Origin of the sequence: Escherichia sp. E2586 (assembly GCF_005781105.1) — a bacterium.
Taxonomy (GTDB): domain Bacteria; phylum Pseudomonadota; class Gammaproteobacteria; order Enterobacterales; family Enterobacteriaceae; genus Escherichia.
This window is the reverse complement of the sequence record NZ_VATN01000009.1, coordinates 39058-65037: the sequence shown is the minus strand read 5'-3', so window position 1 is coordinate 65037 and position 25980 is coordinate 39058. Positions and strand designations below refer to the sequence as shown.

Below are 25980 nucleotides of genomic sequence, written 5' to 3'. Positions count from 1 at the left end.
ATATGTGCAACGCATATGATAGTAATCACTAACTTAAAATACCTCGCACTCTCCGCGTTACTTATTTTTGCGCATTCGTGATTTTATTTTCACCTGTTGATTTTTAACTCTATTTTCCAATCTCAACCTGTGAATTGTGCAACACATAACACTCCCTGTTTTATTAGCTTTTTTCTTCAATTAAAGCTGTCCCGCCTTACGGCGGGAATAATTAATACTTCTTTTTCCCTTACGGGCCTTTTCTTTACTCTTTTTGTCCTACGGACGTGAAACCTACACCTTTAATCCAGTTTGCGCCGCTTATTCCGGCGTATTATTTTACAACCATACATATATTTCGTATTAATTAATAAGAGGAGCATTTTACATTGGTTTATTTTTTTAAAGACAATGCCCACCTATACACTGCTACGCAATGTGTGGGGTCTACCGACGGTTGCCTGCCGCAGGCTAAAAGCAAAACCAAGGTCAACCCCGAAGTTTTTCTGGCGAAAAACTAACAGCAGCATTTTTATTTGAGGTTATATTTTTAATGGCGATTTTTCATCTGGATTTTAAAATTGTGAAACGAAGCGAGGGCATGACTTCCGTTGCGAAAGCTGCCTATCATGCCCGTACACGTATTACAGATGATCGCATTGGCGAAACATTTGATTTCAGCCACAGAACAGATCTTCATGGTCATATTATATTAGCCCCTGTTTCCACACCTGCTCATATTATTGAAAGCTCCCCAGCACTCTGGAATGAAGTTGAAAGAGTGGAACGCCAGAACAACGGGCAAACAGCCCGTTATTTTGATGTCGCTATTCCCGTAGAACTCAACAACGATGATAAGAAAAAATTGGTTGCCGAATACTGTCAGAAGAACTTTGTTGATAAAGGAATGATTGCTGATATCGCATTTCATGACTTGGATAGTAAGAATCCCCATGCTCACATCATGTTAACTCTGAAAACCATTGGTCCCGAAGGCTTCGGTAAAAAAGACAGAAGCTGGAATGATAAGAAGATAATGATCCAATGGCGTGAGTCATGGGCCACGATGTCAAACAGCTACCTTGAAGCCGCAGGCAGTGAAGAACGTATCGATCACCGTTCTCTCAGAACGCAATGTGCCGATGCCCTTGCTCAAGCAGAAGAAGCATTCAGTGTTGAAGAGAAAGCATTCTGGCTTGCCAAAGCAACGGAAACAAACCGCCCGGCAATGCAGCGTGTTCATCGTGCTAAATGGAATAACACCGAGTCTCAGGAACAACGAGCTGCTGAACAAGCTCAACGCGATCATCAAATTAAAGAAGCAAAAAAGGTCTACACCACATTCAGTGAGCTACCACTGGAAATCGTGGTTGATTTCAGAAGCTTTACGATTACACATCTTGCTGAACCCGAAGAGATTGTTCTTCAAGACTACCCGGCAACAGGAGAACAGCAGCCGATTGTGGCAACAGCAACTACAAGCAGAAGACCAGCAGCAAAATCTTACCGTGATCCTAATAAAGTTAGTAAAGTAAATGTTTCAGGGAAGAAATCCCCTGTTCTGGTTGTTCCTGAACCAAATACATCCACTAAACTGAAAACCCCTTCTTCTCGAAAAACCAGAGCGAAAAAACGCGTTCCTATTAAAACCAAAAGCAGAAAGGTTCAGCCGCGTCAGAGTGGTTTGTTTAAGCGTTTTACTTTGTTAGTCATCGGTTTATTCAAAGAAAGATTTGTATGGGCTAAAAGGAAACCCGATACCACTGATGCTGACCATGATAAGCGTATCGCAGAAAACTATATCTATGATGAAGTGTTGGGTATCAATGTTCCACGCTCGGAGTTTGAAAAACGCGCTAAATTTAACAATGACCAAAAATCACCAGAAGCAGAGTTCTGTGGAAATGTATCAGATAATGACAAGACCGTTCGTTTTCCAAGTCGTCAGAAAAACGAAAAGAATAACGTTAATAGTGATATGCCTTTTACTCCCCCCACAAATGGGAACGACAATAATAATTCACCACGGCTGAGACCTTCGAGTTATCGATCTAATAAATAATGTAATTGCTCATTTATACAAACATGTAAAAAATACTGACCATTAAGAATTGCCTTGCATTATCCCTTCAATTATTTATTAAGTTTGCTTTTACAGTTTTCATATTCAACATCTAAAATGGCCGATACACTTTTAGATGAATTACCTAATGGTTTTAACTTTGAATACAAAAACCTTAATTTCTTAATATCTCTAACTTTTCTTATTTGCCTTATTGATTTTATTGCATCCTTTTTATCAACACCAGCTATAATCTGATTAGCTTGCTTTATATACTCTGCATGATTTTTATCACCTTGCTGCTTTAATGTATTTATTAATCCTCTAATTTTAAAATACATCGTAAGAACATCCATAACACTTTCCTTTTCAATCACTTTTTTCTTCAAATTAAAAAGACACATCCTTATATTATCTTTTCTTTTTTGTGTTGGCCTAAGCTCTTTGATTACCTTTACACCATGTACGATTTTGGACTGACCATTTCTCAAAATTTTTGATTTCTTTCTATTTAATCTAATTCCACTTTTGAGCGCCATTGACAAAATCATTGTTTTTATTTTTGAAATATCTTCATTATTAACTCCCGATTCGAAACTAATAGTTATGTCATCGACATATCTCGTATAATTTCCACCTAATTTTCTGACTTCCTCACTGATAAGAGCCTCTTCTTCTAAAAATATTAAGTTGGCAATGTCCGTACTTAATTTAGTTCCTTGAACAAGTGAGCCTTCAAGTGTTGATAGATTGGCTATTAATGAAGAAACTTCAGGAGAGAAATTCATGTAATATTGAAATGCTTTAGCTATCAACTCTTCTTTTATAGAAGGAAAGAAATCCTTCATATCTTCTTGAATGATAATTGATTTATTACGATGAGATATACAATCATCTATATAGCTGACGCCTTTCCTACCGCCAGTAATATACTCCGGAAGTGATATCTTCGAAAAAATACGCTGTTTTATAAACTCATGTATCTTTAATAACTCACCAACTACTTTATACGTCGTTCTTTTTTTACCTTTTCTGATTACCGGTACCGTTTTGAAAAAACTTTTTTTGTTTTTTAAAAGATAAGTGAGCCTCCATTCATTTGTTTCCAGAATTTTGAATAGAGACTCTAAATTAGCAAGTGGTCTATTTGAATAATTCCAATTCTTATACATTAACTAATGAATCCATTATAGCTTTTTTGAGCATGTTATTGATGTCAGAAAACTCATCATTTGTCTCTTCACTTTCAGAAAGAAGGATGATGAGATTTAGAGGGATATGTAGCGCTAATGATATTTTTTCTAGCGCTGAAATAGTAGGATCTCTTTGATTGTTCTCTATACGAGATAGATAAGATTTCGTTAAATCCGTTCTATCTGATAGTTCTTGTAAGGTGAGCTTACGTGCTTCACGGCATAGTTTAATGGTTGAACCAATATCTAACATAGTGCACCTCAGATAATGGGATTGACATGGCTGGCTGCTCGTTCAGAAAATGAAGATGGATACATAACAAATCTCCTTAGTAGGTAGATATTAATGAAAATCAGAATCACCGCTAAGAAGTTTAATTAAAGCAAAGATCTTAGCGATATAAGAAAGATAATCTAAGGCTCTGTGGCCTTTAGAATTCTCCTCGATTCTCTTTTCAAGGGTCAGAATCGCATCATCCAGTTCTTTCAAAGAGCTATTGTCTACAGTGTGTTTGCTCTTTTCACGCACTTGGCGCAAAGTGTCTAAAACATCTTTCATAAAATCCTCTCATTTTAACAACACGATGCAACTTGCATCCCCGCCAAAATGTCTTGTGGATCGTGTTGCACACCGTAGACAAAGCCAGCCAACACCCATCCAACACAACTGATTGGATACCCCGCCATTTCAGCATTAAACAATGCCGTATCGTAGATATACGATTGCAATATACATTTCGCATTAAGTTACGATCACAATGAAGAGGGACATGGGCCACGTCTCGTATTGGAGAAATGGTTGACTGAAAGTTTCACTCAGTCCTTTACCGATCCTAGAGGTTTTTAAAGAGCAAAGACAAACGAGTTCGTTCGTCCATAATTAAATGATAGCCAGTTGTTGCCTGACAGGCAACACACTCATTTATTCTATTTTGAAATATAAAATATTTTTTTATGCAAAAAAACCATATCCAGATTCGCAGACATGGTTTCTTTGCATTTACATTAAAAGAGGTTTTACATCCTTCTTCTGAACACAACATTATCAGAGAAAATTGCCTTACCAGCGACAAACCCAATAGCTGCAATGATTGGTAGGCTGATAGTAGCCCCGGCCATGCCTGTTGACATACCAATGATAATAGACAGACCAAAAGCCAACAACAAAACAACAGCAGCATACCAGCCGGGATAAGTGCCATATAACACCGTCGCTAAACAGCCTGTACAGACGTGAACCCCACGCTGACTCTCTTTGAAGCAAAACGGGCATTTGATGGTATTGTTTTCCATGATGGCGTCCTTAATTGGCTTTCCAGCCATTACTGGTTTTAACAAGATTCATGGCACTATCAGCAGGTTCATTCATTCCTTTGACGCTGGTGAACGCTTTTTTGTCAATCCAGCCCGGAACATCAACCAGCTTCCACGTATAGGTCACGCGAACTACTTTCTGATTACCCTTTCCCGGCTCAGTCCATTCCTTAATCTCGTCAACAGCACGACGACCAACACAGGCACCGTCTCTTGTGCTCCAGACTTTGGCTTTTTTGCCTTCCTCTGTTATCCCTAATACGTTCGAGTCATAGCCCTGTTCAAAAACCATCAGGCCCTGCTCAATAAAACCGTCGAGGATCACTGAATTCGTTCCTGTGCCAGTCGAATCAAGTCGTGGCTTGGCAAGACGGATGGGGAAACTGGTGTTATTGTTATCCAGCGAGAAGCAGTATTTGTCCTGCCCAATCTTGGCATTGATCGCTTTCTCAAAATCACCTTTCTCACCACATCCCGCCAGTGCCAGAGCTGCGCCAGCAACGAGTAAAATCTTCTTCATCTGCTTATCCATCCTGATAATCAAAGTGCCTAAATTTTTGACCTAATCCGGTCAGGGCTAGAGTTGTTGCGGGATCCGGCTGATATCACATGGAAAAACCACCGCTTAACCAATTGATAGGATTCAATTCTTTTAGCGTCTCGTCATATCGTTTAAAACGATCAAAAACAATCTTGTGATAGTTATTAACTATCATAAATAGATATTCGATCGATTATAACAATTAATTGCCGATCGATATCGCACATTCAATCGTTATAACCTATTAATAACTCATTATCGATCTTTTATATCGATCATAATTTCAAGTTCTGATAGCCTTGCAACGCCGAGACCGATGCCATGAGTTTGGTGTCGTAGAACGTATAAAACGAAGCAAAGCTCTGTGAGCGGGTTCAGTCTCTTTAACTCATTTACATGGAGGAAGTAGGAGTGGAAGCAACAGGTATCGTGTTTTTAGTGGTGCTCTTCGTTATCATCATGGCAGTAGTAGATATACAAAAGAAAAAGCACTACAACAGCTTCACGGAAGTTCTGGACGGCGACATTCTTTCGTATGAATGCCAACAGACAGGTATTGTTATTGATACTCAAAAATATACTGTCCGTATTTTCAATAAAGATAGCACATATACCTTTGATCAAATTCGAGAAATAAATTATACGCTTTCAGAAGGTGGTAAGTTTTATGGCAATGGAATATTACGATGTATGAATAATGCGGCTATTGCTAACTGGAGAGAACAACTTTCAGCAAACAAACGGTCTGGTCTAAATATTTTAACCGATGATATTAAAAATCCCATGTGGAAAGTTAATGTTCCCCTGAAAAATAAAAGCACCTCAAACCACGAACTTTGCGAGCGATGGATGCTGGTATTTAAAAAGTATGTTTTCTAACCTCTCCCTTTTATCTAATTATGGAACAAAATGAAAAAATTATTACTTGCTATTTTTATCATATTACCACTTGGTGGTTGTACCGTTCATGGTAATAAATCCCTAACAGATGAAAATCATCAGACGGTTAAAGTTAAAATCGTCAAGGGAAAAACAACCCAACAAGAAATTCTTGCTGCCTTTGGAGAGCCTCAGACACGCGCTACGAATGATGGACAGGAGATGTGGAACTACTCAAGTATGACGGGAGAAAGCCAACTATCTAACTACATACCGGGCCTTGCTCTGTTGACCAATAGCAGCACAGCACACATTAAATCACTGGATATCTGGTTTAAGGGTGATGTTGTGGAACGTTATAATTTTAGTCAGACAGCCAGTAAAATTACACGAGGTATGATTGATTAGTGGTTTCATTTGATTTTTATGAAAACTAACTTCATGAGTAAGATCATTTCCCAAGGAAGTGATCTTACTCTATATGATTAGATTATATTCTTTCTAACACTCAATACTTTTTCAACATAATCAGTTTCGAATCTACTAACAGATGCAGTCCCATAAAAGAATTCATTATTATAAATCATTCGATGCTTAGCTACAGCATCAAGAATAAACCTAAAACTAAATTGCCTCTCGATATCCATCATCCCACTATAAAACATATCAAGTGAAGGCATCCAATCGTATAGGTAACGACATTCATCAAGCACCAACATATCCATATACATATTGGTGTCTTTTGCTTTGTATTTCCATCTCAGTGTTTTTTCCATATTTACATGATAAGGTACGGATAACTGTCTGAATAAAACCTCTTTAATTTGATGAAACAAAAAAAGATCACAAAATGGATAAACTTTTTGATACCAATTTATTTTATTGAGATTTCGCAGAGAATCACTATAGAAATTATTCTCTGTACGCCCTTCATTTAATAGAAAGTGCATGTTAGAAATATTTTTTATTAAATCATGAGCATTACCATTAGCACTCATTTGCGATAAAAAAGACTGAGCATAATCGTTAAAATCATCATCGCAATAAATATCTTGATAGTAATTTTTATCTTTATTATTGTATTTTTTATCTATTGATGCAATTGTCCAAAGGATTGGAAATAGCCCTGAATCAACTATAATATCCCCACCATTCCCATTACTATCAAAATGAAATAAATCATTTACGCTTTTAGTTAGATCGTTGTAATTAGAAATTTTAAACATATTTTTATATAAAGAATGCGATGAGGTGAAATTATCATATGGAGAGATCACCGAAATCAGATCAACTAATAATCTCGTTATATACTGCCCATAGAAATCTTCAATTTCACATTCAACTTTTTTATGCCACTCATCAAGGCTATAACCTTCAGAAATTGCACCATCAGTACAGTTCCATTCAGGATTATTACTCTCCAGTGTTGATTTTGGATAGAGATAACTCGCAACTAAATTTACGATATTTTTATGTTCATTCGCGTTTTGTTCTTTTGACGGTAGACTTACATTTGTTATCATAACACCAAGAGGTGAAAGTGCATGATATTTTAATATTGATGTTATTGCCTTTAATGTTTTCTGACCAGCTTTCTTACTCGGCAATGGCCCACAGAAATCAAGATATATAAGATCAAATTTCTGCGGTGACACCGCAAAAAAATCCCCAATATTAGCTTTAATTAATTTTATAAACGGAAATTTTGAAGAAAGTGCTGAAATGACAGCCTCATTATATATTTTAGCATCACTTTCAAATGCCCAAATATTTTCTGGCAAAAGCCCCATATCAGTCATTTCAGTTAAATCATTTTCAGGGTTAGGCCCAGATAAATATGCGACTTTAATACTACGTGCAGTCCTATCCTGAATCACTGAATCATAGAATTCCTCCCACCGAATTATTGTTTCCTCCGATAACTCATCAACAATAAATGCACGTGGATCACTCTCGTCTTTCCTATAAAACGCTTTAACTTTTCGAATATAGTCTTTAGGAGCTAAAGTCGAGTCTTTTCTACGCAAAGTAAGCGCCTCAATCGCAGCTTTTAAAACACTTTTACGAGCTATATTTTTATTTTCTTCTTTATACATTATTAAATTCCACTCTATGATTTAGCATTCACATTTTAGTAAAAATATCAACTAAGGTATAATCTGAATAGACTCAGACATTTTAATGTTGCCAATGCGTATGGGCAACCCACCTTCTTGCTGGCATAACTTCTTAATGGATTGCCACTCCGCTTTTTCAGACTCCATGTGAGCAGCGAGCGAATCAAATGCACCGTCGGCTACGACGATGGTAGGTTCTTCATCTGTTTCATTGCCAGTCGGCACCTCATTGGATTTTTCAGCACGTTCTTGTTCCAGTTCAGCCAGACTCGCTTTCAGCTCATCAAGACTGCTGGCGGCGTCTTTTGGTGCATAGAAGAACAGCCCGCTAATGAAGATGGCTTCCATAACCTCACTGAAAGAAAACGAGGTATCGCCATAAACGAAGCAACTGTGCTTGGAACTCTTCACACCCGATACGTTTTTCTTCAGCAAACCGTCTTTCGGTGAAGTCATCAATGTCTGTTTGCTATAGAGGATTACAGGGAGATTCTTTATCTCGTGAACATCACCACTGATGCTCCAGCGTTCTTTATCACCTTTATTAAAGCCAGAAGCCTCACAGCCACTTTCAATCTCAAATTCATCGGTCAGAACGCGTTCCCGGTTTAAATAGTCAGAAAAATCCTCACCATCCTGCATCTCCTGACGTTTATAAGCGCGGTAAACCATGCTACGGCGATCAATCCCAATCCATTCAATATCCCATGTCGTTGGCCCGGACAGTTTTCTTACCTCATCTATATAAGCACCAACATCTCTGTCCAGATAAGCTGCTAACAAAGCCTTCCATGGTTCTATTGCCAGAAAGATACTTACCAGCGTTGTTCCTTCTTCAATCAGAACGGTATGGTGGAAGAACCGGAGAAGAAAGAACGGATCGGTATTGGCTATGACGTTCTGGATGGATAGCAATGGAACGGCAGCGGTTTCATCGTAATTGGATTGAAACCGTAGTATTGCATCGGAACAAAAATTAACTTACCTTCCATCGCTCATCCTCCTCCTGTAGTTATCAGACTAAATATTTTACCAGATCATAGGTTGTTATCGCATTTTGATTTTTACTGATTCATATTCGTTGATGTGATCATTAAAAGTGCTTATTGCTTTGGGCAATGACCTGTTAAGTAATCCATTAACTTCTTGTGATGCTTTTCCGTTTCTGACTACCACGATATATCCAAGAGTTAGATCTTGTCTTATCATCGGATTTAATGGTTCTATGCCTATGCTAATCCCCGTGTTTTTATATTTAGCAACCGGATATCCAAGTGAACTATGGATAACAATATTACCGCTATCTGCAAGCCTTGATAACATTCTGTCGCTGTATATCGTTTTTCTTAAATCCTCTAAAACAGGAATATACTGTTTATCCATACTTCCTGTTAAAGCTGTAGGCAAGTAGATTTTTGTTTTTATTTTTCTCATGATATTTTCCTGTTATTGTTTTTATTTAATACCATGCAACTAATCGTAATATCAAAAATATTTATTATGCTTTTATAGATGTTTTATAACATCTGTGATTTTATAGTTTCTTCACTCATCTGTGTGAGTTCTGAAACCAAACGGATATAAATATTTTTCACCCTGTCTTTATCACAACGACTTACAGACTCTGATAACAGATAATGGTCATAGTTATTGACACAAATGCTGTTGCCGTTTTCAAGAGTTAATTTCAATCCAAGTTCTGTATCTTCTACTGTGTTTACAATACAGATCATAAATGGTATTTTGTCATGTGGATGGAAGAGTGTGATCATTTTGATATTATTCATTATATTTTCCTTTTTTTATTTATTACTGTTTAATACTCTATCGCAAGTGTAAAAATAAAATATATTTTCATTTATTAATGATTTTACTTCTTATTATTAAACTTCTTTTTGAAAAGATTTTTATCTCTGTGCTTATGCACGGCTACGCCCTAAAACTGACATTTTGTATTTTATTTTACTACTATGAGCTAATAAGCGAATGTATTCGCTCATAGTCAGATCTATTTTTCTTTTAACTTTTAATTCGGATCCTATGTTTAAACATAGCATTCCCCCTCTGACATATAGCATTTGCTCTTAAATGTATAGGAAAACTATATCTTTAGTAGCAGCACTTCGTGATTGTTGGCAACAATCACTCTGCTGTGAGGAGCTTGTCTCCGATAATGATGGATTTATCCAAAAAAAGATCGCGTCGAAGACGCATATAAAGCAAAAGGAATATTAATTAAGCTCTCACAATAAAAAGCAGCGGTTCGTGATTGTTCCACACAATCACTTCGCTGTAATAGCATAGTCGAAAAAATAAAACAGATAACACCACTGGTGCCATTTTCATAAGGCACCAATCAACCAAAAAGAAGAACTGTTTTCTATATTTCATCCTTTTAAACGTCATCCAAAGCTTCGCTATTTGAATAATGAAGAAGAAAAATGCTCTCAAGTCAGCTATAGCTTAAAACAAAGTACGCACTCTCGGGAGTTAAAGTCCCGAATCCCGGTACTTAAGATGATAATCATTATCAATAATAAAAAACAATACAGCTTCTATTTTTACTTATTTCAGAACTTGAAGTTTTTAGTAACCAAACTTCAAGTATTATTATTTTTATAAAAACTGCACTTAAAATATTGACTAACTAAAAATAGTACGTTATCTACTTTATATAAAAATAATAAGAGGACAAGTTCTATGTTAGATAATAAAATAAAGAAATCAAGAAGAGGTCTCCCACGTCATACTAAAAATCCATTTCTTAATGATACAAGTCTACATACAAAAACTGGTGTCAGACGTATTACTACAGGAAAAGATCGATTAGCATTAGTTAATGAAAATACTGGAGAGCAAGTTGGTAATGGTGGTTTCTATCAGTCTATGGAAGTAGACAAGACACAGTTCGTAAAGCTTTATGTGGATGGCGTATCAGCTATTGAGGGGTTATCCTCATCCGGTAAGAAAGTATTTAAGATACTGTATCTTGCTATTAGAGATAATAAAGATACAGATACGATATTGATGTCATTCGATATTGTTGATCAAGAGATTGTAAAAATATCAAGAACGACATATTTCAAAGGGATGAAAGAACTTGCTGACAAGAAATTTATTGCTGAGACCATGATACAGAACTATTATTTTATTAATCCAGACTATATGTTTAATGGTGATCGCTTAACCTTCATGAAAACTTATTACTTGAAGGATAAAAATACAAAAACCAAAAAGAAAATAGAAGATAACAAAAATTAGTTGCCGATAGAAAAAATAGTGGTTCCGAATGGTATTCTTCCTCAAACTGAGACTATCTGAAAACTGCTCTACAAGAAAAAACAGGAAGTAAACCATCTTTTTCTTTTAAAGTGCTATATACAAATCAATTTTATATGCGATTGATTTTTGAACAAAACACATGTATAATAGGAAGAGTGTAAGATTTTATTGAGAAGGAGATAAATGATGGATATTGAAGAACTGACAAAAAAGGTGAAAGAAAGAGCGGCTAAGCGAACTGATGAAGAGCGGTTCAAATTATTAGTCGACGCTAAAATACTGACTAAAAATGGCACTTTTAACTCTCGTTTCTTTTCAAAAGAAACGGTTAAAAAAAGCAAAGAAATCAAGCTGGCAGCCGGTTAAATGTATTCATCTAAACCTACTTTTGTTTATGGATTTCACGGTATAGATAAACGGGCTGCCTTACGTATTCTTCTACAAAAAGACAACTTTATACATAGTAATAACTCATATGACTGGCTTGGTAATGGTGTTTATTTCTGGGAAAACAACTATGCAAGAACTATTCAATATGCCGAAGAAGACAAAAAAAGGAAAAACTCTAAAGTTAAAACACCTTTCGTATTGGGTGCTGTAATAGACCTTGGTCATTGCCTCGATCTCTTGGATCAGAAATATATTGACTTCCTCAAGGTAGCTTACGATGACATGATTTCTTCTTTAATCGCATCAGGTAGTCCGATTCCGCAAAATGCTGCCTTTGGTAAGAGTGATTTTGATTTCATGCGACGTGAACTTGATTGTGCAGTAATACGTTATGCCTGTAATATTGCCAAGGAGGCAGGAATGCCTTTTGATTCTGTTCGTGCTGCATTTCTTGAAGGTAATCCTTTATATGACGGTGCGAAATTTTATGAAAAAAATCATATTCAAATCGCCGTAATAAATCCTGATTGTATTAAAGGTATTTTCTTGCCAAGAGAGAAACATCGCTAATTTGACACCTGAACCATATCTCGTAATATAAATATATCCACTATTTTATTTCCGAGGTATTGTTTATGAGAAAAGTAAAAACAGACAACAGTGATTTAATCGAATACGTAAATACAGTCAAAGAACTAAAAAATCATATTTCGATAGAAGAATACAGAAATGAATATCGCAAACTACGTTCCGATGAAATACCATTGATTAAGGCGCAAAAATTTAAATCTGCACATACCGAACTTCGCAGACTTGAAAAAAAGAGAGAATCTCTTATTGAATACTTTATTGACGAGTTAAATCCCATCAGCAGTTCAAAAGCTAACACATCAGCCAAATCATCAGGTAATCTCGATTTATTTAACGAACGCGTGTTATACCGTAAGGCCATTTCAGATAAGAGTGATGAAGAAATAGTAGCCTTAGTCATAAAACAACGCACAGAAGCCGCTGTTGAGTTCCAGCGTTCAATTGAACAGAGTCTTGAGCAACTATCTCGTATCTCGTCAGAGTTCGAACCATCAAACCAAAAGCGCAGGAAAATGTCTCTTTAAAACGCCCCTATGCTATTCGTGTGAAATGGGATGTATTAGATTGCTTAAACGATAATGTTTACTATATTATTTACTGACTGTTTTTTTGATTTTTCCAACAGCACCGTAAGCATTATTTTTATTAATCGCCCATTTTAAAACACCGGATGACATACTATGAGTGAAGCTCTTAAGGCACTGAACAATATTCGTACACTTCGCGCACAGGCTCGTGAAACAGATCTGGCAACTCTGGAAGAGATGCTGGAAAAACTCACCACAATCGTTGAAGAACGCCGTGAGGAAGAAAATTCAGCACGTAAAGAACAAGAAGAACGTCAGGCTAAACTGGAAGCCTTCCGCCAGAAACTGTTAGAAGACGGTATCGATCCTACAGAACTACTCGCTTCAGTTGGTTCATCCCAGCCTAAAGCCAAATCAACTCGTGCTCCTCGTCCTGCTAAATACAAATATACAGATGAAAACGGTAATGAGCAGACTTGGACGGGTCAGGGCCGTACTCCTAAAGCGATCGCTGCTGCTATCGAAGCTGGTAAAACGCTGGATGACTTCGCGCTCTGATCACAAATAAAGCCGTCAATATAATTTGGCGGTTTTAAAAATATTACTTGATGGAAAAGCGTCTGGACTGAAAAGAACTTAAACTAAATGTAATCTGACAGATATATATAAATAACCGATAACTGTCAGATCTGGTTTGAGCTAATACAGATTAGTTCATCTATGGATTCATAAATTCATTTACGTTTCAATTCAGTGGGAAGGAATTTATCAATTTCCTCATCAGAGAAAGTCATATCTTCAAGTTCCTTCAGCGCCTTTTGAGCCATTGAATATGCCTTGTAATTCGTGGATGGTGCTCCCATATAAATTGCAGAAAGTTCATTCATCAGAGCATCTCTTTCGTGGAGAATTTCCTCTATACTTTTAGTTTGCATTTTCAAGTCAGTAAGCAGAGATAAATATCTCTCCCTAATTAACCACATATCTCCAGCAGCTTGTCTGTGCTTTTGAGCTATAGTTCCTAAATCATAATCCTTCAAATATGAATTTAGAAAGAGAAGTATAGCGGAAAGTATTGACCCAATGATAGCACCTATTTTAGCATCACCCACTACAGTGGTTATAAAACTACCGGTAGTTATTGCTAAAAGAACTAGCTGTAAATTTTTCATGCAGCTTAGTTTGTTTTGAAGAATATCTGCACATTTCTCATGAGTTTTATGTGTGTAAACGACCCTTCCATAGCACTCTCTTAATTGCCCTTCTAATATATTTTTGTCCATCTGACTCACCATTATGATATGTTAGGTTAATGTTAGTTTAACACTAACCTAACATAAAGTGGGACTAATTATGTATAGGTACGTCGATTCTATCTCTTGCTACGACTTGGTTGCCATAAATAACATAACATTCAACAAAATGAGGTCCTGAGAAATCTGCGGTCTCGAAACGCTCAGAACCTCCTTCATCGTCTAAAATTTCACCTCTAAAATTTCCTCGGCGCTCAGCTTCATCACCTACATTTTTTATTTTCCATTTAATCTTATATGGGTGAGATATATTATTTATCTCATCAACATAGAATCTTAACTTGCGATTTGTGCTAATATCATGCCCTTCGCCAAGAAGATTTGAAAGAAGAGCTTCCAATAAATTATTCTTTCTAATCTCACATTCTATCGAAACATGACCATATAAATTCATCTCATATTGATCTTCAATAAACTGTTCAGATACATTGACATTACTGAGTGATTTTGTCGTATAATTTGGAAAAGGCCTGCCAAAAACTTTCTTCCAAGCTAAGTTTCTTGAGTTTTCACTTGTAGCAGATAAAGCTTCTTCACAATATTCTTTTGTTAATTTTGCTACTTTATTAAATGATTTTTTTACGCTCACTTTTGAGCGACTACCGGGAGCATAATAAAATACTCGATCACCTTCATTCTCTAAGAAAGTGAAAAAATCAAGCGAAAGTTGATCATAACTTTTGAAACTCTTATCATCATATTCAGTTAGATTAGAGAAAAAATTATAACACAGTGTATCAATTAAGAATCCACTTATCTCAACTTCATGACGAGCTTTCCACGCTCGAATCATTTTAGATAGACGTCTCAGATGTCCCTTCCTATCATCATTCAGTGCCCTAAAAGACGACATTTCGGCCCTAGGGTTACATACCTTCCACGATCCACCATCATGTGTATCCGGGTATGTAAAAGTTCCATCTTCATTACTGAATACAGGAACTACTTCAACCTCTTGATTCTTAAATTTAACAACAACAACTTGCCCATCACCGCGAATATCCGTATTTTTGAAAATTTTCTTGATTTCTGTTTTCACAACCTGTAATAAATACGATTGTCGATCTCGGAATCTTGGCCATGAAGTTGCAGGTAGAAAGTAAAGCATATCAAGATCAGAGATCCCCCGAATCCCTGTGAAGCGCCCATAGGAACCAACCTGTAGTGAATTGGCTGTCTTAGAATCTAAGTTATAAAAGTATTGGTTCAAAGCCTTAGTTATACGGCCATACCTTTTACTAATCTGGCCTGCATTATCTATTTTTATATTGTCGAGGAGTGTCTTAAAGTCAGTTGCAGTGCTCATGTAATATCCTTGTTAAGGTCATCAATTACATATGCTTCCATAAAAGAGATTATCAATGTGTCATACGCTAATTTTCCATTAAAAAATGATCTCAATCAAATTTATAGTTACAAATAGAGTGCCCTGACCAGTTCTCAGGCATTGGTTCAACCTTCGAACAGCAGCAAAACAAGTCTCTCCACAGAACAGCACCTTAATCGTCCGATTATCAGCCCCATGAAGGGGCCAATAGACGTCAGTACATATCAACATAATGACTCCGCCAGAACGGTGTAATGCATTTTGGCTAATGCCTGCTTTACCTCTTTAAAATCCACCTCAGACAGTTTTTAAGTAGCATTCTTTTTCCATGCTTTTTTCAGAAGATGTTTCTCAGCATTTCTCATCGCCAGATCGATTAGCCTACTGACAAACTCATGATCCATTACATGCGTTATAATCATATTACTGGTTATTTTATCCTTTGAGTTAAAAAGCTCCGCGTAGATATGCAATGACACAACATAAAAGATTTCAGTGTTTTTATTTTTAAATGTATTCATTTTTATTTCCTCTTTAGTTTAATATTGGAATAGCAAAATATTTGTATAAGTATTAGCGATATACACACTTATAGACAATCCAAAGCTGACGAAGGTGTTGCTTTACCTTACAGTGGCTTACTTCTCCATAAATCCGATTCCTTTTGCCTTCTTCAGTGTCATCATAAAAATGATATCTCGTTTTTTTAATGATACTTTCCATAATGTCATTCATATTGTATTTATTGTTGATAAAATAATAAAAATCATCTGGTGCATTCCTTCGCAATCCGTCCATATAGCTCCTGAAATAATATTCGGCTTGTTCAATAAACTGTTTTGTCGTAATAAGTTCTATCTTCATAATCTTCTCCATTATTGTTTAGGATAATAATATTCCCTGTGCGAACAGTTATCTGTTCGACACGAGATCTTGTTTCTTTTTTTTATGCAGCGTTCTGGCGTGAGTTTCGAATAGTCGCGTCAATCCATTCATCAATCTCACTTTCAATGAATGCCACCGCTCTTATCCCTGTTTTCACCTGCGATGGAAACCGTCCGGCCTTAATCAGTTCGTAAATCCACGTTTTACCAAATCCGGTGCGTTTTATTACTTCTGGCAAACGGATAAACGTTGTCTTTGCTTTTATTTCACTTTTAACCATATTTATCTCCTGTGTTATTTGATGGAGATAATTGTAGGGAGATCGCTTGTGAAAAACTAGGTTGGTTCACCAGCCCTGAACCAGAGGGATGTTCAGGACCAGTGAATTCAGGGGATGTTTATAGGATATGAATACAGGGGAAGTTCAGGATTAGTGGATGTCCCTTGTTTTCTTTTTTGTTTCTGGTTTGTCATTCATTGCAATGACATCAAGAATAGGCGAGTTTTTCACCAGATTGTTTTTTATGAAAAAATCATTCAATGACTTGAAATAATTGTCATTGCTTAAAAAACCGTGAGCAAGCGGATAATCAGTGTCTTTGATTTGCTCGCTACCTCTGGCATAACGCATATCGGGGTGTAGGATACCAGCCAATACAGGGTATTTGATTTTCTGGTTGTTGAGCTGTTCCCAAGCGATGAGGTCCATCAGAGGGATAATCTTGTAATCGAGTATCTTCTGGAATGTTTTATGACCAAACCGGAAATCTTTTTCCGGTGGTTTAGGCACTTTCAGGTGCTTTTGCCACTGACTGATAAGCACTTTCAGGTGTTCAGCCAGATCGTCACTGCTGGCTTCTTCCAAGTCAATTTCAATCAGCATCTTGTTCGCAGGGTTCAGACCTCCCTGTTTCAGGTATTCAGAGATGTAATCCGAACTCACTGAAACATTTTCTTCTGGAGGCGAATTCTCCAGCCGATACATTGCCCGTCCATAGTTAAACAGTGAATTCCTTGTCATTGGCCTGACAGCATAGCTATGAGACAGCATGTGGCTTTCAGAGATCCATTTATCCTCCAGCAAGACCCTACCAGAGTGGATCATCGCATCATGGTGAATAACGGCATTACGATGCTTATCGTCCAGTGTTTCCCATTGCTGTCTGGCTTTATAGACAAACATGCGCCTTTCCAGCTCTGCATAAATTTGTTCCAGAGTGAGGTCTTTCAACGCATCATAACGGCTAACATCAAACCATTTGCTTAATGCTTCCACTATCTCTGCGACATGCATTCTTTTGGTCATTCTTTTCCCTAAAAATGTTGATATTCATTACATTGACGTTAACGCATCCGGCAGCATAGAGAAAGGGAATAATGATAACTGGCGGTCTCAGCATTGGTCATAGAGTGTTCTTCTGTCTTTAGTTATCTTTCCGGGGGTAAACATATCGGGTAATAGCAGTAATCTGTTGAATCAGCGATTGAAGATTTGTAGCAGAACAGGGAGTTCGTTCAGTGAGGTTCAGTGAAGTGTGTTGTCATAACCAATTGATAATAATTGACTTTATGGTGATATGGCATTAAAAATGCTGGTAAATATGATGGTAAAAACAGACGCCATTTTTTGAAAGCCACTAACAGCAGGAGATACAGATGAAGTTCGAGTCCAGTCAGAGGAGCCAAATTTCTGAAAAGCCCGCTTTATAGCGGGCTTTTTGCTATATCTGATAATCAATTTCCTCTTCACTATTTTCCATCACCTGTCGCTTAATATCCTCAACCGACAGTCCTGCATTGCACAGTTCCAGAAAACGCCAGACATAGTTACGCTGTAATTGTCCTCGTTTTAGTCCCAACCAGACGGTATTAGCATCGAAAAGATGGCGCGTTTCCAGACGAATTAAATTCTCTTCCTCTCGTTCGCCACTGGATTGTTCTGCTACTAATCCAATCCCCAGGCCAAGGGCTACGTAGGTTTTGATAACATCAGAATCCTGCGCACTCAATACAATATCTGCCAGCAAACCTTTGCGGACAAATGCGTCATCAATCCGCGAGCGACCAGTAATCCCCTGTCGGTAAGTGATCAACGGCCACTTCGCTATTGATTCCAGCGTCAATGGCGTAATTTTTGTTAAGGGATGATTATCTGGAACGAGCAAACTATGATGCCAACGAAACCATGGGAAGGCGACGAGTTGCGGATCATTGCTCAGACGCTCACTGGCGATGCCAATATCGGCCCCGCCATTTTGCAGCAACGTCGCAATTTCCTGTGGTGTTCCCTGGATAAGCTCAAGCCGCACTTCCGGGAAAAGTTCGCGAAAGGCTTTAATGACCTTTGGCAAGCTGTAGCGTGCCTGAGTATGCGTCGTTGCGATAGTGAGAACGCCAGATATATTGTTGGTAAAGAGATCGGCAAGTCGACGAACATTACTGGCTTCATTCAGAATGCGTTCTGCAATTACCAGCAATGCTTTGCCCGGTTCAGTCATACCAAGCAGTCGTTTGCCTCGACGAACGAATATTTCTATACCAAGCTCATCCTCCAGCTCTCGAATATGACGGCTGACACCTGACTGTGAGGTAAAAAGCATATTCGCAACCTCTGTCAGGTTGTAATCCTGACGTGCAGCCTCGCGGATTATCTTTAGTTGTTGGAAATTCACGGTAAACTCCGGGCAGATCAGACATTCCGCTATTGTTAAAGTCTAACGCCCGGCATAACAAATAATAAAAACCCGCATCTTATTCCATCCAGATATAACGTTTAGCTAACCAATTGCCATTGTCTTTTTTCCATGACTGGAGGAGTGATCACTGACAATAACAGCTCTTTCACTGCTTGTGCCTGTGGCGACAGTTTTGCTCTGGCAGGTAAATTTAATGACAAAGAGAGACTCATTGACGGTGTGGTAATACGTGACATCCATCCGTTAACTGCGTCACATAACGAGCGCGCGGCTGATTCGGGTAACACTGCAACCCCCATGCCGCTGGCAATCGCTGCGGTAAGCGTGGCGATAGACTCAATTTCACCGATGACTTTTGCCGTGAGTCGCCGTAAAGAAAAAGCCTCATCAACGCGGAGTCTTACGGCACTGTAATCGCTGGGAAGAAAGAGATTCATTTGCGCTATAGCATTAACATCAACGCTTTGCCCTGGAAAATCCTGAGTTCCGACAAGAAAAAGATCTTCTTTTAACAAAGCCTGGCTGGATACACCTGCCACAGGGGAATGCTCGTAAATTATCGCCATATCAAGCTGGCTATTTATAAGTTTATCATTAAGAACAGCGCCGCTGTTTTCATGTAGATAGATAATCACTTCCGGAAATTCGGCTCGTACCGCCTGTAATAAGGGCATGGTGATAGACGACGCGGCGGTTCCTGGCGCAAAGCCAATTGAGACTTGACCCGATAATGTCTGACCTACGTTATGAACTGCCAGTTGGGCCTGTTCACACTGACGTAAAATTGCCCGCGCATGGGTATAGAGAATTTTTCCGGCATCTGTTGGAGTAACGCCACGTTTAGTGCGAATCAAAAGTTGTTGATCCAGCTCGCCTTCCAGTGTGGCGACCTGCTGACTGAGCGCAGGCTGCGCGATATGTAACACTTCAGCAGCCTGGGTCAGGCTACCAATGTCTACAATTTTTACGAAGTATTTCAGGCGTCTGAAGTTCATGTTGCCTCCGGTTTTTAAAAATCGGCCCAAGTGCCGGTATTACTCACAACCAGATTGCAAGATGCTTGCCAGTTTAAGTTTGGCACTAATGCGAAAGCTAATCGCCTGTCAAATAAGAGATTATGATTGTTTTGTCCTTTCGTTCGGGTTACAGAACGAGCGTTCATTGCCCCATAAAAGGATGGCATGCACTACAATGGAACATTACAAAAAAGATTGAATGTTCATCGCTTTGTCGAAATTGCCAGCAAACGAACAAAAAAATGCATTTCCCCCTTTGACATCGCGGAACGCTGCCATTAATATGCGCCCCGTTCACACGATTCCTCTGTAGTTCAGTCGGTAGAACGGCGGACTGTTAATCCGTATGTCACTGGTTCGAGTCCAGTCAGAGGAGCCAAATTCAAAAAAGCCTGCTTTCAAGCAGGCTTTTTGCTTTCTACGTAACAACTATTTTAAAACATCTGTCTCGCCCCAGAATTAATTTGCACTGGTATTCCTGAACGACGCTGCAAAGCTGCGTTTGCGCGATTTACATCAACTTCTTGTCCGTTGATAAACGCCTGCAATGAAGGTGTTACCGGCAATGGCACTTTTCTGTCGGACTCATATTCCGCCCGATTGCGCGATAACGGTTCATGAACTTCCAGCCACTTTGAGCCATCCAGTTCCGTTGTGTATTTCACCGGCTGATCAATAATTTGTACACGAGTACCTACAGGCACATTATCAAACAGATATTTGATATCGTCATTGCGCAGACGAATACAGCCCTGACTTACCCGGAGCCCAATACCAAAATTGGCATTGGTACCGTGGATGGCATACAACCTGCCAATATAAATCGCGTACAGCCCCATAGGATTATCGGGACCCGCAGGGACAAATGCTGGCAGGCTCTCCCCTCGTTTCGCATATTCGCGCCGAGTGTTAGGAGTTGGCGTCCAGGTTGGAGCTTCTTGTTTACGTTCAACGGTAGTCACCCAATTGCGCGGTGTTTCGCGCCCGGCCTGACCGATACCGATAGGAAAGACCTCCACAGTATTACTGTCTGGCGGGTAGTAATAAAGACGCATCTCAGCGACGTTAACCACAATCCCTTTACGAACAGTGGCGGGCAAAATCAGTTGCTGCGGAATGGTGAGTTGCGAGCCAGACTTCGGCAAGAAAACATCAGCGCCCGGATTCGCTTCCAGCATATTACTCAGACCTTGCCCATACTGTGCAGCAAAGGTTTCCAGCGGCTGGGTATTGTGATCAGGAACCGTTATTGTCAGTGGTTGCCCGACTAAACGGCTACCCTCTGGAGGGAGTGGATAAGTTACCGCCAGACTATTATGGCTGGCAAAAAGCAGAACAAATGAACAAAGAATATTTACACGACGCATCATGTCCCTTTCCTAAGTCGCGAAAGCTATCCGATAATTATAGCTTTTATCTGACTTTTCGTTTTTAACTGTTCAATTCAGAAGTCGTCTTCCCCGGTAGAACAATATTACTGGCGGCAAGTTCTCCCATGTTGCTGTATATCGCGCAGGCGGCTTCGATGATGGGCATCGCCAGCGCTGCGCCACTCCCCTCACCTAAACGCATTTCCATATTGAGATAAGGCTCCAGCCCCAAATGTGACAGCGCTATACGCGCCCCTTTTTCTGCCGACAGGTGAGAAGGAATGAGATACGGTTTGATTGCAGGACACATCCGGCAGGCGGCAAGTGCAGCGGCGTAAGAAAGAAATCCATCCAGCAACACGGGTAAACCGCAGGAAGCGGCACCTAACATTACGCCAGCCATTCCGACCAAATCAAACCCACCGACTTTGGCCAGCACATCAATACCATCCAGTGGATTCGGTTGATTCAATGTTATTGCCCGACGAACAACATCAACTTTATGCGCCAGTTTATCTGTCGGCAGGTTTGCACCAATACCGACCACTTCTTCAGGATCGCGTCCAGTAATCGCACTGACTATCGCCGCTGCCGGTGTGGTATTTGCCATCCCCAGTTCCCCCACACCAAACAGCGTGACGCCATTTCTCGCTAACTCGCGCGTATATTGTATGACGTCCAAAAGCAACTCTTCAGCCTGACAGGGGCTCATTGCCGGACCCGAGGCAATGTTACCGCTACCTCGTGCGACACGCATGTTAATAAGCCCAGGGATAGGCTCAACGGTATCAATCCCAACATCAATCACGTGAACTTTAGCGCCCGCTAGTGCTGCCAGCACACACACACCAGTTGTTCCACGTGTCATATTTTCAGCCTGGATGGCTGTCACTGCTTTCGGAGAAATAGCGACACCTTCATCCCAGACGCCATGATCGGCACACATAACCAGCACTGCTTTTTGGCCCACATGAGGCACACCATTCAGTCCCGGCATTCCTGCCAGTTGTACGGCAAGCGCCTCCAGTCTTCCCAGACTACCGACAGGTTTGAGTAACCCATCAATATACCGTTGGGTACGCGACATAGCGGCAGGATCAATGGCAGGGATCGTATTCAATAATTCGGCGAGTGTTTGCATGTAGCGTCTCTTCGGTAATCAGTCTTATAGCAGTGCCAGCAGGAAGACCAGTTCACCAAGTTCTATGGCTGCTCCTAGCGTATCGCCGGTTTGCCCGCCCAGAGTCCGTTTGAGAAGCTGGCCGAGGATGAAAATCGCCACCATCGTCACCACCATAGCAGCCACACCATGCATACCCGGCAATAATACGGCAGCAAAAATAGCGGCTAAACCGAGGGTGACATAGGTTTGTCGCCCGTCAATTTTGCCAATGAACACATTACCAAGCCCTTCTTCCCGGGCATAACAATGACGATACATCAACAATGCGGCAGTCCCACGGCTAACCGCACATGCAGCCGCCAGCGATGCAAGGATCGGTTCGCCACGCAGTGCCAACTCGCTTAGCACCAGAATCTTTGCCAGAACCACAAAAATCAGCGCCAGACCACCGTGGGTACCCAAACGGCTATCACGCATGATTTCCAACATGCGATCGCGGCTACGTGCAGAAAATACGCCATCACAGGTATCTGCGAGGCCGTCCAGGTGGAATCCCCCTGTCATCAGCGCCAGCACCAGCACGCTAAACAGTGCCGCCAGCGGTATGCCACACCATGCCTGCAACGCCATGAAGACCAGTCCACTAATGGCGCCAAGCAATAAACCAATTAAGGGAAAAGCAATGATACCGCGAGAATAATGCTCGAAATCCAGCCCCTGGGACCAACGACGCGGTACAGGCAGACGCGTAATAAAAGAGAGCATCGCCCAAAATAATTTACTCATTTGATTTTTACTCCAATACCCGAAACCACCAGCCATACTTCATCTGCCGCAGCGGCCAGCTGCTGATTTACCCGCCCGGCAATATCACGAAAATGTCGCGCCAGACGATTCTCCGGCACAATCCCCATGCCCACTTCATTGGTCACTAATACGACCTTTGCAGTACAACGTTGACAGGCGGCAATCAACGACTGAATCTCACCGTTAATCGCCTGCTCCATCGCGTCATAATCCCATTTTTCAGGATCTTTATCGCCGCTATATTCAAACAAAAGATTAGTCACCATTGTTGTAATGCATTCCAGCAATACGGCAGCCTGCGGGTTAATGTCTGCGTTAATTAACTCATCAAGATTTTGCCAGCGTTCCACCGTGTGCCAGTGCGCCGGGCGGCCTTGCCGATGGTGTTCAATCCGTGCGGCCATCTCATCATCAAAAATTTGCGAAGTAGCGATATACAGGACCTGTGGAGTGTCCCCAATAAGCGCCTCGGCGTGCCGGCTCTTCCCGCTCCGTGCGCCCCCCGTCACCAAAATCATCATACGGACTCCCGGTTCAATTGTATGATGGTATTCATTGACCAGAGCAATGGATGTTCCACTGTTACTGACCGTAATAACATTTCTTCGATTAATACTGCGCGTATTAAAAATAAAAATCCAGCATTCTCAATCCATTACGAATGGGGGAGGCATTGTGAAATAGCCCAATTCTCCTGCGTTAACGACCGACAAAATGTGTCATTAGCAACGGTTTCTCTGAATTGACACATTTCATTCAGATAATGGATTAACGCTACAGCCCCACCAGCCGTGCCATTCAGCAAACGAGCATTGTGCTCTGCTATTAAGATTACCGTCACGCCATCAGGCAGAGGGAGCCTTTCTGGGATGAGTGTCCCGCTTTCAGCAATCAATAACAGCACTGAATAATCGCTATACGCATCTGATAATGATTGTTCTGGCCCACCGTTAAAAGGCAGGAAACCTTGCTGCCAATCCTCACCGACAAAACAGGTAATAGGCAACATTTCAGCCAGATGTTTAGCGAGTTCAATATCGCCAGATGAGAGGCAAAAAAGAGCTATCGATTCAGGTTTTATCGTTTTCATGACCACCACCCTCCGCTTAGTTTCCTGTAATAACGGTCAGGTTGATATGCCACAAAAAAAGATTGCCACACCATAAGTGCAGCCCTGGTGCCTGTCGACACGACGATGAATGAAATAAATGCTGCCGCCATCCCCTGATCCTTTCAGGGTGGTAGGGGTATAAAGACGCGCCAGTGCTCAACCGGGCGCTTCCAGACAACCCACTTCCCACCGAAGTTGTTGGTATTAACTGACAGGCTGGTCTTCTGGCTTAGCGTCATCCTCCCCCGACCTTCCCGATCTCACGATCAGTGGCATTTTCGGGGTTGTCAGCATCACAGCAGCGGGGGCTGCGAGGGATTTCCACCCTCTTCCCAGGCACAAATGTGCCAAACATGTCAGCGTATGTTATGAGCCGATTTCAATTTTCCCATAACACGTAAATGAATTATTACTGCCAGGATATATTTAATCATCCCTCATTTTTTACATTGAATTTATGCCGTTTCCGCAGCCGTATTTTCGCTAATTTGCTGACGGTAAACCTGCGGCGTTACCTGATAGGTCTGTCGAAAAACTTTGCAAAAATAACTTGTTTGAGAGAAGCCTAAATTACGCGCAATGCTGGCAATGCTCCAGTCACTATGGCACAGCAACTCACGGGCGCTGGCCATGCGTTGTTGGTTTACCCACGCATTAAAACCAATTCCATGATATTTCTTAAACAATTTACTGAAATAATAAGGGCTTAGATAAACATGCGAGGCAACATCCTCCAGGCGTAAATCGTCTGATAAATGCGCATCAATATAGCGCAATGCTTTTTTCATTTTATTATCGTGGGGATTAGACGCACGGGTCTGACGAACTGAATCCGAATGAGGTTTACTCTCTTTAATAACGACAAAATTGAGTTGCTTTTTGAGGCAATTTTCCACAATCAACTTCAACAAATCAGCAGAGGCCATAACTCGCGAGTAATCCATCTCCGGGACTTTGCGAAATTCATTAAGTAATTCGGGATCTGCTTGCCAACGATCATCGACATTCAGAATATCGATCAAATCGACATCACCATTACGCAGGCGGACTTGTCCACACAACACAAAGCCGACTAAATGCCCGGCAATCACCAAAGGAATAGAGAAATCGGTTAATCCTGCATGGCAACGGTAAATACAAGGTTGATCGGATTTAGAAGCTTCCAGGCCTCCACAACGATCGCTCATACGGCAGCGAGTGCTAAGCTGTGGATGTTGCCTCATCATCTGACAAAACGGGGTGAAGTTAAAAAGTTCGGAAATTTCATCACCGTGGATATTGACCACGACAACCGCAAGGCTGGTCGCCTGCGCAAAATCCTGCGCGATTTTATTAATGAGTTCTGAATTAAGTGTCGCCGCAGAAATCATGATAAAACCTCCCAGTTAATTTATTGTTATTGTAAAAAACAATTGTTTTACATTTAATCTTCACATCATCCCTGATGATTTACTGAC

At 40.2% G+C, this 25980-nt stretch carries 31 protein-coding genes, 1 tRNA gene and 1 riboswitch; of the genes, 9 read left to right on the top strand and 23 right to left on the bottom strand.

Annotation, left to right across the window (positions count from 1 at the left end; translation table 11 throughout):
• Positions 1-532 precede the first annotated feature (532 nt).
• Positions 533-2041: a MobQ family relaxase gene (gene mobQ / locus FEK50_RS10120; protein WP_131161094.1), complete on the top strand. Its 1509-nt coding sequence runs from the start codon at positions 533-535 to the stop codon at positions 2039-2041.
• A gap of 71 nt (positions 2042-2112) precedes the next feature.
• On the opposite strand, the gene FEK50_RS10115 is transcribed toward mobQ, so the two are convergent.
• The 5 genes from FEK50_RS10115 to FEK50_RS10095 all read right to left on the bottom strand — a co-directional run bounded on the left by FEK50_RS10115 (position 2113) and on the right by FEK50_RS10095 (position 5068).
• Complete coding sequence (locus FEK50_RS10115) at positions 2113-3213, bottom strand: reverse transcriptase family protein (RefSeq protein ID WP_131161093.1); 1101 nt, start codon at positions 3211-3213, stop codon at positions 2113-2115.
• On the bottom strand, positions 3206-3487 hold the full coding sequence (locus FEK50_RS10110) for a helix-turn-helix transcriptional regulator (protein WP_021531384.1): 282 nt from the start codon (positions 3485-3487) through the stop codon (positions 3206-3208). The genes FEK50_RS10115 and FEK50_RS10110 overlap by 8 nt, the downstream gene beginning before the upstream one ends.
• Before the next feature lie 90 nt (positions 3488-3577).
• A complete protein-coding gene (locus FEK50_RS10105) occupies positions 3578-3793 on the bottom strand; it encodes a hypothetical protein (RefSeq protein WP_021531385.1) in 216 nt (71 codons plus the stop codon).
• A gap of 458 nt (positions 3794-4251) precedes the next feature.
• Positions 4252-4527 (bottom strand): hypothetical protein, encoded by a 276-nt coding sequence (locus FEK50_RS10100; protein ID WP_131161092.1) that lies wholly within the window; start codon positions 4525-4527, stop codon positions 4252-4254.
• A 10-nt stretch (positions 4528-4537) separates the two neighbouring features.
• The gene (locus FEK50_RS10095; protein ID WP_131161091.1) at positions 4538-5068 is read right to left on the bottom strand and encodes a lipoprotein; all 531 of its coding nucleotides are present in this window, start codon (positions 5066-5068) and stop codon (positions 4538-4540) included.
• A gap of 432 nt (positions 5069-5500) precedes the next feature.
• Here FEK50_RS10095 and FEK50_RS10090 point away from each other — a divergent pair, with 432 nt between their 5' ends.
• Both FEK50_RS10090 and FEK50_RS10085 read left to right on the top strand, forming a co-directional pair.
• Positions 5501-5968 carry a DUF4755 domain-containing protein gene (locus tag FEK50_RS10090; protein WP_131161090.1) on the top strand — a complete coding sequence of 156 codons (468 nt, stop codon included), beginning with the start codon at positions 5501-5503 and terminating at the stop codon, positions 5966-5968.
• Between the two features lie 30 nt (positions 5969-5998).
• Positions 5999-6376 carry a hypothetical protein gene (locus FEK50_RS10085; RefSeq protein WP_131161089.1) on the top strand — a complete coding sequence of 126 codons (378 nt, stop codon included), beginning with the start codon at positions 5999-6001 and terminating at the stop codon, positions 6374-6376.
• Between the two features lie 77 nt (positions 6377-6453).
• Here FEK50_RS10085 and FEK50_RS10080 read toward each other — a convergent pair whose 3' ends face one another.
• The 4 genes from FEK50_RS10080 to FEK50_RS10065 all read right to left on the bottom strand — a co-directional run bounded on the left by FEK50_RS10080 (position 6454) and on the right by FEK50_RS10065 (position 9872).
• Entirely contained in the window at positions 6454-8064 is a 1611-nt protein-coding gene (locus FEK50_RS10080; protein WP_131161088.1) for a class I SAM-dependent methyltransferase, read from the bottom strand.
• Between the two features lie 51 nt (positions 8065-8115).
• Entirely contained in the window at positions 8116-9045 is a 930-nt protein-coding gene (locus tag FEK50_RS10075) for a hypothetical protein (protein ID WP_240780245.1), read from the bottom strand.
• An 87-nt stretch (positions 9046-9132) separates the two neighbouring features.
• The gene (locus FEK50_RS10070) at positions 9133-9519 is read right to left on the bottom strand and encodes a hypothetical protein (protein ID WP_131161087.1); all 387 of its coding nucleotides are present in this window, start codon (positions 9517-9519) and stop codon (positions 9133-9135) included.
• An 83-nt stretch (positions 9520-9602) separates the two neighbouring features.
• Positions 9603-9872, bottom strand: coding sequence for a hypothetical protein (locus FEK50_RS10065; protein WP_131161086.1), 270 nt, complete (start codon positions 9870-9872; stop codon positions 9603-9605).
• 913 nt (positions 9873-10785) lie between these two features.
• Between FEK50_RS10065 and FEK50_RS10060 the strand changes: the two genes are divergently transcribed.
• From FEK50_RS10060 to FEK50_RS10040, 5 genes are all read left to right on the top strand, one after another.
• The gene (locus FEK50_RS10060) at positions 10786-11346 is read left to right on the top strand and encodes a replication/maintenance protein RepL (protein WP_001607575.1); all 561 of its coding nucleotides are present in this window, start codon (positions 10786-10788) and stop codon (positions 11344-11346) included.
• Positions 11347-11550: 204 nt separating this feature from the next.
• The gene (locus tag FEK50_RS10055) at positions 11551-11733 is read left to right on the top strand and encodes a hypothetical protein (protein WP_240780244.1); all 183 of its coding nucleotides are present in this window, start codon (positions 11551-11553) and stop codon (positions 11731-11733) included.
• Complete coding sequence (locus FEK50_RS10050) at positions 11734-12327, top strand: hypothetical protein (protein WP_131161085.1); 594 nt, start codon at positions 11734-11736, stop codon at positions 12325-12327.
• A gap of 65 nt (positions 12328-12392) precedes the next feature.
• Positions 12393-12872, top strand: coding sequence for a DUF4756 family protein (locus FEK50_RS10045; RefSeq protein WP_131161084.1), 480 nt, complete (start codon positions 12393-12395; stop codon positions 12870-12872).
• A gap of 156 nt (positions 12873-13028) precedes the next feature.
• Entirely contained in the window at positions 13029-13433 is a 405-nt protein-coding gene (locus FEK50_RS10040) for an H-NS family nucleoid-associated regulatory protein (protein WP_131161083.1), read from the top strand.
• A 176-nt stretch (positions 13434-13609) separates the two neighbouring features.
• Here FEK50_RS10040 and FEK50_RS10035 read toward each other — a convergent pair whose 3' ends face one another.
• From FEK50_RS10035 to nac, 8 genes are all read right to left on the bottom strand, one after another.
• Complete coding sequence (locus FEK50_RS10035) at positions 13610-14158, bottom strand: SLATT domain-containing protein (protein ID WP_049025424.1); 549 nt, start codon at positions 14156-14158, stop codon at positions 13610-13612.
• Positions 14159-14222: 64 nt separating this feature from the next.
• Complete coding sequence (locus FEK50_RS10030; protein ID WP_085048580.1) at positions 14223-15494, bottom strand: nucleotidyltransferase; 1272 nt, start codon at positions 15492-15494, stop codon at positions 14223-14225.
• 329 nt (positions 15495-15823) lie between these two features.
• A complete protein-coding gene (locus tag FEK50_RS10025; RefSeq protein ID WP_240780243.1) occupies positions 15824-16036 on the bottom strand; it encodes a hypothetical protein in 213 nt (70 codons plus the stop codon).
• 52 nt (positions 16037-16088) lie between these two features.
• Entirely contained in the window at positions 16089-16379 is a 291-nt protein-coding gene (locus tag FEK50_RS10020) for a hypothetical protein (protein WP_106918462.1), read from the bottom strand.
• Positions 16380-16461: 82 nt separating this feature from the next.
• Positions 16462-16680: an AlpA family transcriptional regulator gene (locus tag FEK50_RS10015; RefSeq protein WP_131161082.1), complete on the bottom strand. Its 219-nt coding sequence runs from the start codon at positions 16678-16680 to the stop codon at positions 16462-16464.
• Between the two features lie 150 nt (positions 16681-16830).
• Positions 16831-17706, bottom strand: a complete 876-nt coding sequence (locus FEK50_RS10010; RefSeq protein WP_131161081.1) for a DUF6387 family protein — start codon at positions 17704-17706, stop codon at positions 16831-16833.
• A 415-nt stretch (positions 17707-18121) separates the two neighbouring features.
• Positions 18122-19072, bottom strand: coding sequence for an HTH-type transcriptional regulator Cbl (gene cbl, locus FEK50_RS10005; RefSeq protein ID WP_131161080.1), 951 nt, complete (start codon positions 19070-19072; stop codon positions 18122-18124).
• A gap of 101 nt (positions 19073-19173) precedes the next feature.
• Positions 19174-20091 carry a nitrogen assimilation transcriptional regulator NAC gene (gene nac / locus FEK50_RS10000; protein WP_130208639.1) on the bottom strand — a complete coding sequence of 306 codons (918 nt, stop codon included), beginning with the start codon at positions 20089-20091 and terminating at the stop codon, positions 19174-19176.
• Between the two features lie 324 nt (positions 20092-20415).
• Between nac and FEK50_RS09995 the strand changes: the two genes are divergently transcribed.
• Positions 20416-20491, top strand: a tRNA-Asn gene (locus tag FEK50_RS09995).
• 55 nt (positions 20492-20546) lie between these two features.
• Here the strand turns inward: FEK50_RS09995 and ldtA are convergent.
• The 6 genes from ldtA to pocR form a co-directional block, all read right to left on the bottom strand.
• The gene (ldtA, locus tag FEK50_RS09990) at positions 20547-21482 is read right to left on the bottom strand and encodes a L,D-transpeptidase (RefSeq protein WP_131161079.1); all 936 of its coding nucleotides are present in this window, start codon (positions 21480-21482) and stop codon (positions 20547-20549) included.
• Positions 21483-21543: 61 nt separating this feature from the next.
• Positions 21544-22623, bottom strand: coding sequence for a nicotinate-nucleotide--dimethylbenzimidazole phosphoribosyltransferase (cobT, locus tag FEK50_RS09985; RefSeq protein ID WP_131161078.1), 1080 nt, complete (start codon positions 22621-22623; stop codon positions 21544-21546).
• A 24-nt stretch (positions 22624-22647) separates the two neighbouring features.
• Positions 22648-23391 carry an adenosylcobinamide-GDP ribazoletransferase gene (gene cobS, locus FEK50_RS09980; RefSeq protein ID WP_131161077.1) on the bottom strand — a complete coding sequence of 248 codons (744 nt, stop codon included), beginning with the start codon at positions 23389-23391 and terminating at the stop codon, positions 22648-22650.
• Entirely contained in the window at positions 23388-23933 is a 546-nt protein-coding gene (cobU, locus tag FEK50_RS09975; RefSeq protein WP_131161076.1) for a bifunctional adenosylcobinamide kinase/adenosylcobinamide-phosphate guanylyltransferase, read from the bottom strand. The genes cobS and cobU overlap by 4 nt, the downstream gene beginning before the upstream one ends.
• 134 nt (positions 23934-24067) lie before the next feature.
• Positions 24068-24502, bottom strand: a complete 435-nt coding sequence (locus tag FEK50_RS09970; RefSeq protein WP_131161075.1) for a cobalamin biosynthesis protein — start codon at positions 24500-24502, stop codon at positions 24068-24070.
• A 217-nt stretch (positions 24503-24719) separates the two neighbouring features.
• Positions 24720-24895, bottom strand: a riboswitch (cobalamin riboswitch).
• Between the two features lie 83 nt (positions 24896-24978).
• The gene (pocR, locus tag FEK50_RS09965; protein WP_131161074.1) at positions 24979-25893 is read right to left on the bottom strand and encodes a regulatory protein PocR; all 915 of its coding nucleotides are present in this window, start codon (positions 25891-25893) and stop codon (positions 24979-24981) included.
• Positions 25894-25980 lie beyond the last annotated feature (87 nt).

Bases quoted from the DNA above. Each gene is read 5' to 3' on its own strand.
- FEK50_RS10115 (WP_131161093.1), bottom strand. From the start codon at position 3,213: ATGTATAAGAATTGGAATTATTCAAATAGACCACTTGCTAATTTAGAG.
- FEK50_RS10010 (WP_131161081.1), bottom strand. From the start codon at position 17,706: ATGACCAAAAGAATGCATGTCGCAGAGATAGTGGAAGCATTAAGCAAA.
- mobQ (WP_131161094.1), top strand. From the start codon at position 533: ATGGCGATTTTTCATCTGGATTTTAAAATTGTGAAACGAAGCGAGGGC.
- FEK50_RS10045 (WP_131161084.1), top strand. From the start codon at position 12,393: ATGAGAAAAGTAAAAACAGACAACAGTGATTTAATCGAATACGTAAAT.
- FEK50_RS10065 (WP_131161086.1), bottom strand. From the start codon at position 9,872: ATGAATAATATCAAAATGATCACACTCTTCCATCCACATGACAAAATA.
- cobT (WP_131161078.1), bottom strand. From the start codon at position 22,623: ATGCAAACACTCGCCGAATTATTGAATACGATCCCTGCCATTGATCCT.
- FEK50_RS10100 (WP_131161092.1), bottom strand. From the start codon at position 4,527: ATGGAAAACAATACCATCAAATGCCCGTTTTGCTTCAAAGAGAGTCAG.
- FEK50_RS10035 (WP_049025424.1), bottom strand. From the start codon at position 14,158: ATGGACAAAAATATATTAGAAGGGCAATTAAGAGAGTGCTATGGAAGG.
- FEK50_RS10085 (WP_131161089.1), top strand. From the start codon at position 5,999: ATGAAAAAATTATTACTTGCTATTTTTATCATATTACCACTTGGTGGT.
- FEK50_RS10030 (WP_085048580.1), bottom strand. From the start codon at position 15,494: ATGAGCACTGCAACTGACTTTAAGACACTCCTCGACAATATAAAAATA.
- FEK50_RS10020 (WP_106918462.1), bottom strand. From the start codon at position 16,379: ATGAAGATAGAACTTATTACGACAAAACAGTTTATTGAACAAGCCGAA.
- FEK50_RS10025 (WP_240780243.1), bottom strand. From the start codon at position 16,036: ATGAATACATTTAAAAATAAAAACACTGAAATCTTTTATGTTGTGTCA.
- FEK50_RS09970 (WP_131161075.1), bottom strand. From the start codon at position 24,502: ATGAAAACGATAAAACCTGAATCGATAGCTCTTTTTTGCCTCTCATCT.
- cobS (WP_131161077.1), bottom strand. From the start codon at position 23,391: ATGAGTAAATTATTTTGGGCGATGCTCTCTTTTATTACGCGTCTGCCT.
- FEK50_RS10060 (WP_001607575.1), top strand. From the start codon at position 10,786: ATGTTAGATAATAAAATAAAGAAATCAAGAAGAGGTCTCCCACGTCAT.
- FEK50_RS10015 (WP_131161082.1), bottom strand. From the start codon at position 16,680: ATGGTTAAAAGTGAAATAAAAGCAAAGACAACGTTTATCCGTTTGCCA.
- FEK50_RS10055 (WP_240780244.1), top strand. From the start codon at position 11,551: ATGATGGATATTGAAGAACTGACAAAAAAGGTGAAAGAAAGAGCGGCT.
- FEK50_RS10095 (WP_131161091.1), bottom strand. From the start codon at position 5,068: ATGAAGAAGATTTTACTCGTTGCTGGCGCAGCTCTGGCACTGGCGGGA.
- ldtA (WP_131161079.1), bottom strand. From the start codon at position 21,482: ATGATGCGTCGTGTAAATATTCTTTGTTCATTTGTTCTGCTTTTTGCC.
- pocR (WP_131161074.1), bottom strand. From the start codon at position 25,893: ATGATTTCTGCGGCGACACTTAATTCAGAACTCATTAATAAAATCGCG.
- FEK50_RS10110 (WP_021531384.1), bottom strand. From the start codon at position 3,487: ATGTTAGATATTGGTTCAACCATTAAACTATGCCGTGAAGCACGTAAG.
- nac (WP_130208639.1), bottom strand. From the start codon at position 20,091: ATGAACTTCAGACGCCTGAAATACTTCGTAAAAATTGTAGACATTGGT.
- cobU (WP_131161076.1), bottom strand. From the start codon at position 23,933: ATGATGATTTTGGTGACGGGGGGCGCACGGAGCGGGAAGAGCCGGCAC.
- FEK50_RS10050 (WP_131161085.1), top strand. From the start codon at position 11,734: ATGTATTCATCTAAACCTACTTTTGTTTATGGATTTCACGGTATAGAT.
- FEK50_RS10070 (WP_131161087.1), bottom strand. From the start codon at position 9,519: ATGAGAAAAATAAAAACAAAAATCTACTTGCCTACAGCTTTAACAGGA.
- FEK50_RS10105 (WP_021531385.1), bottom strand. From the start codon at position 3,793: ATGAAAGATGTTTTAGACACTTTGCGCCAAGTGCGTGAAAAGAGCAAA.
- FEK50_RS10080 (WP_131161088.1), bottom strand. From the start codon at position 8,064: ATGTATAAAGAAGAAAATAAAAATATAGCTCGTAAAAGTGTTTTAAAA.
- FEK50_RS10040 (WP_131161083.1), top strand. From the start codon at position 13,029: ATGAGTGAAGCTCTTAAGGCACTGAACAATATTCGTACACTTCGCGCA.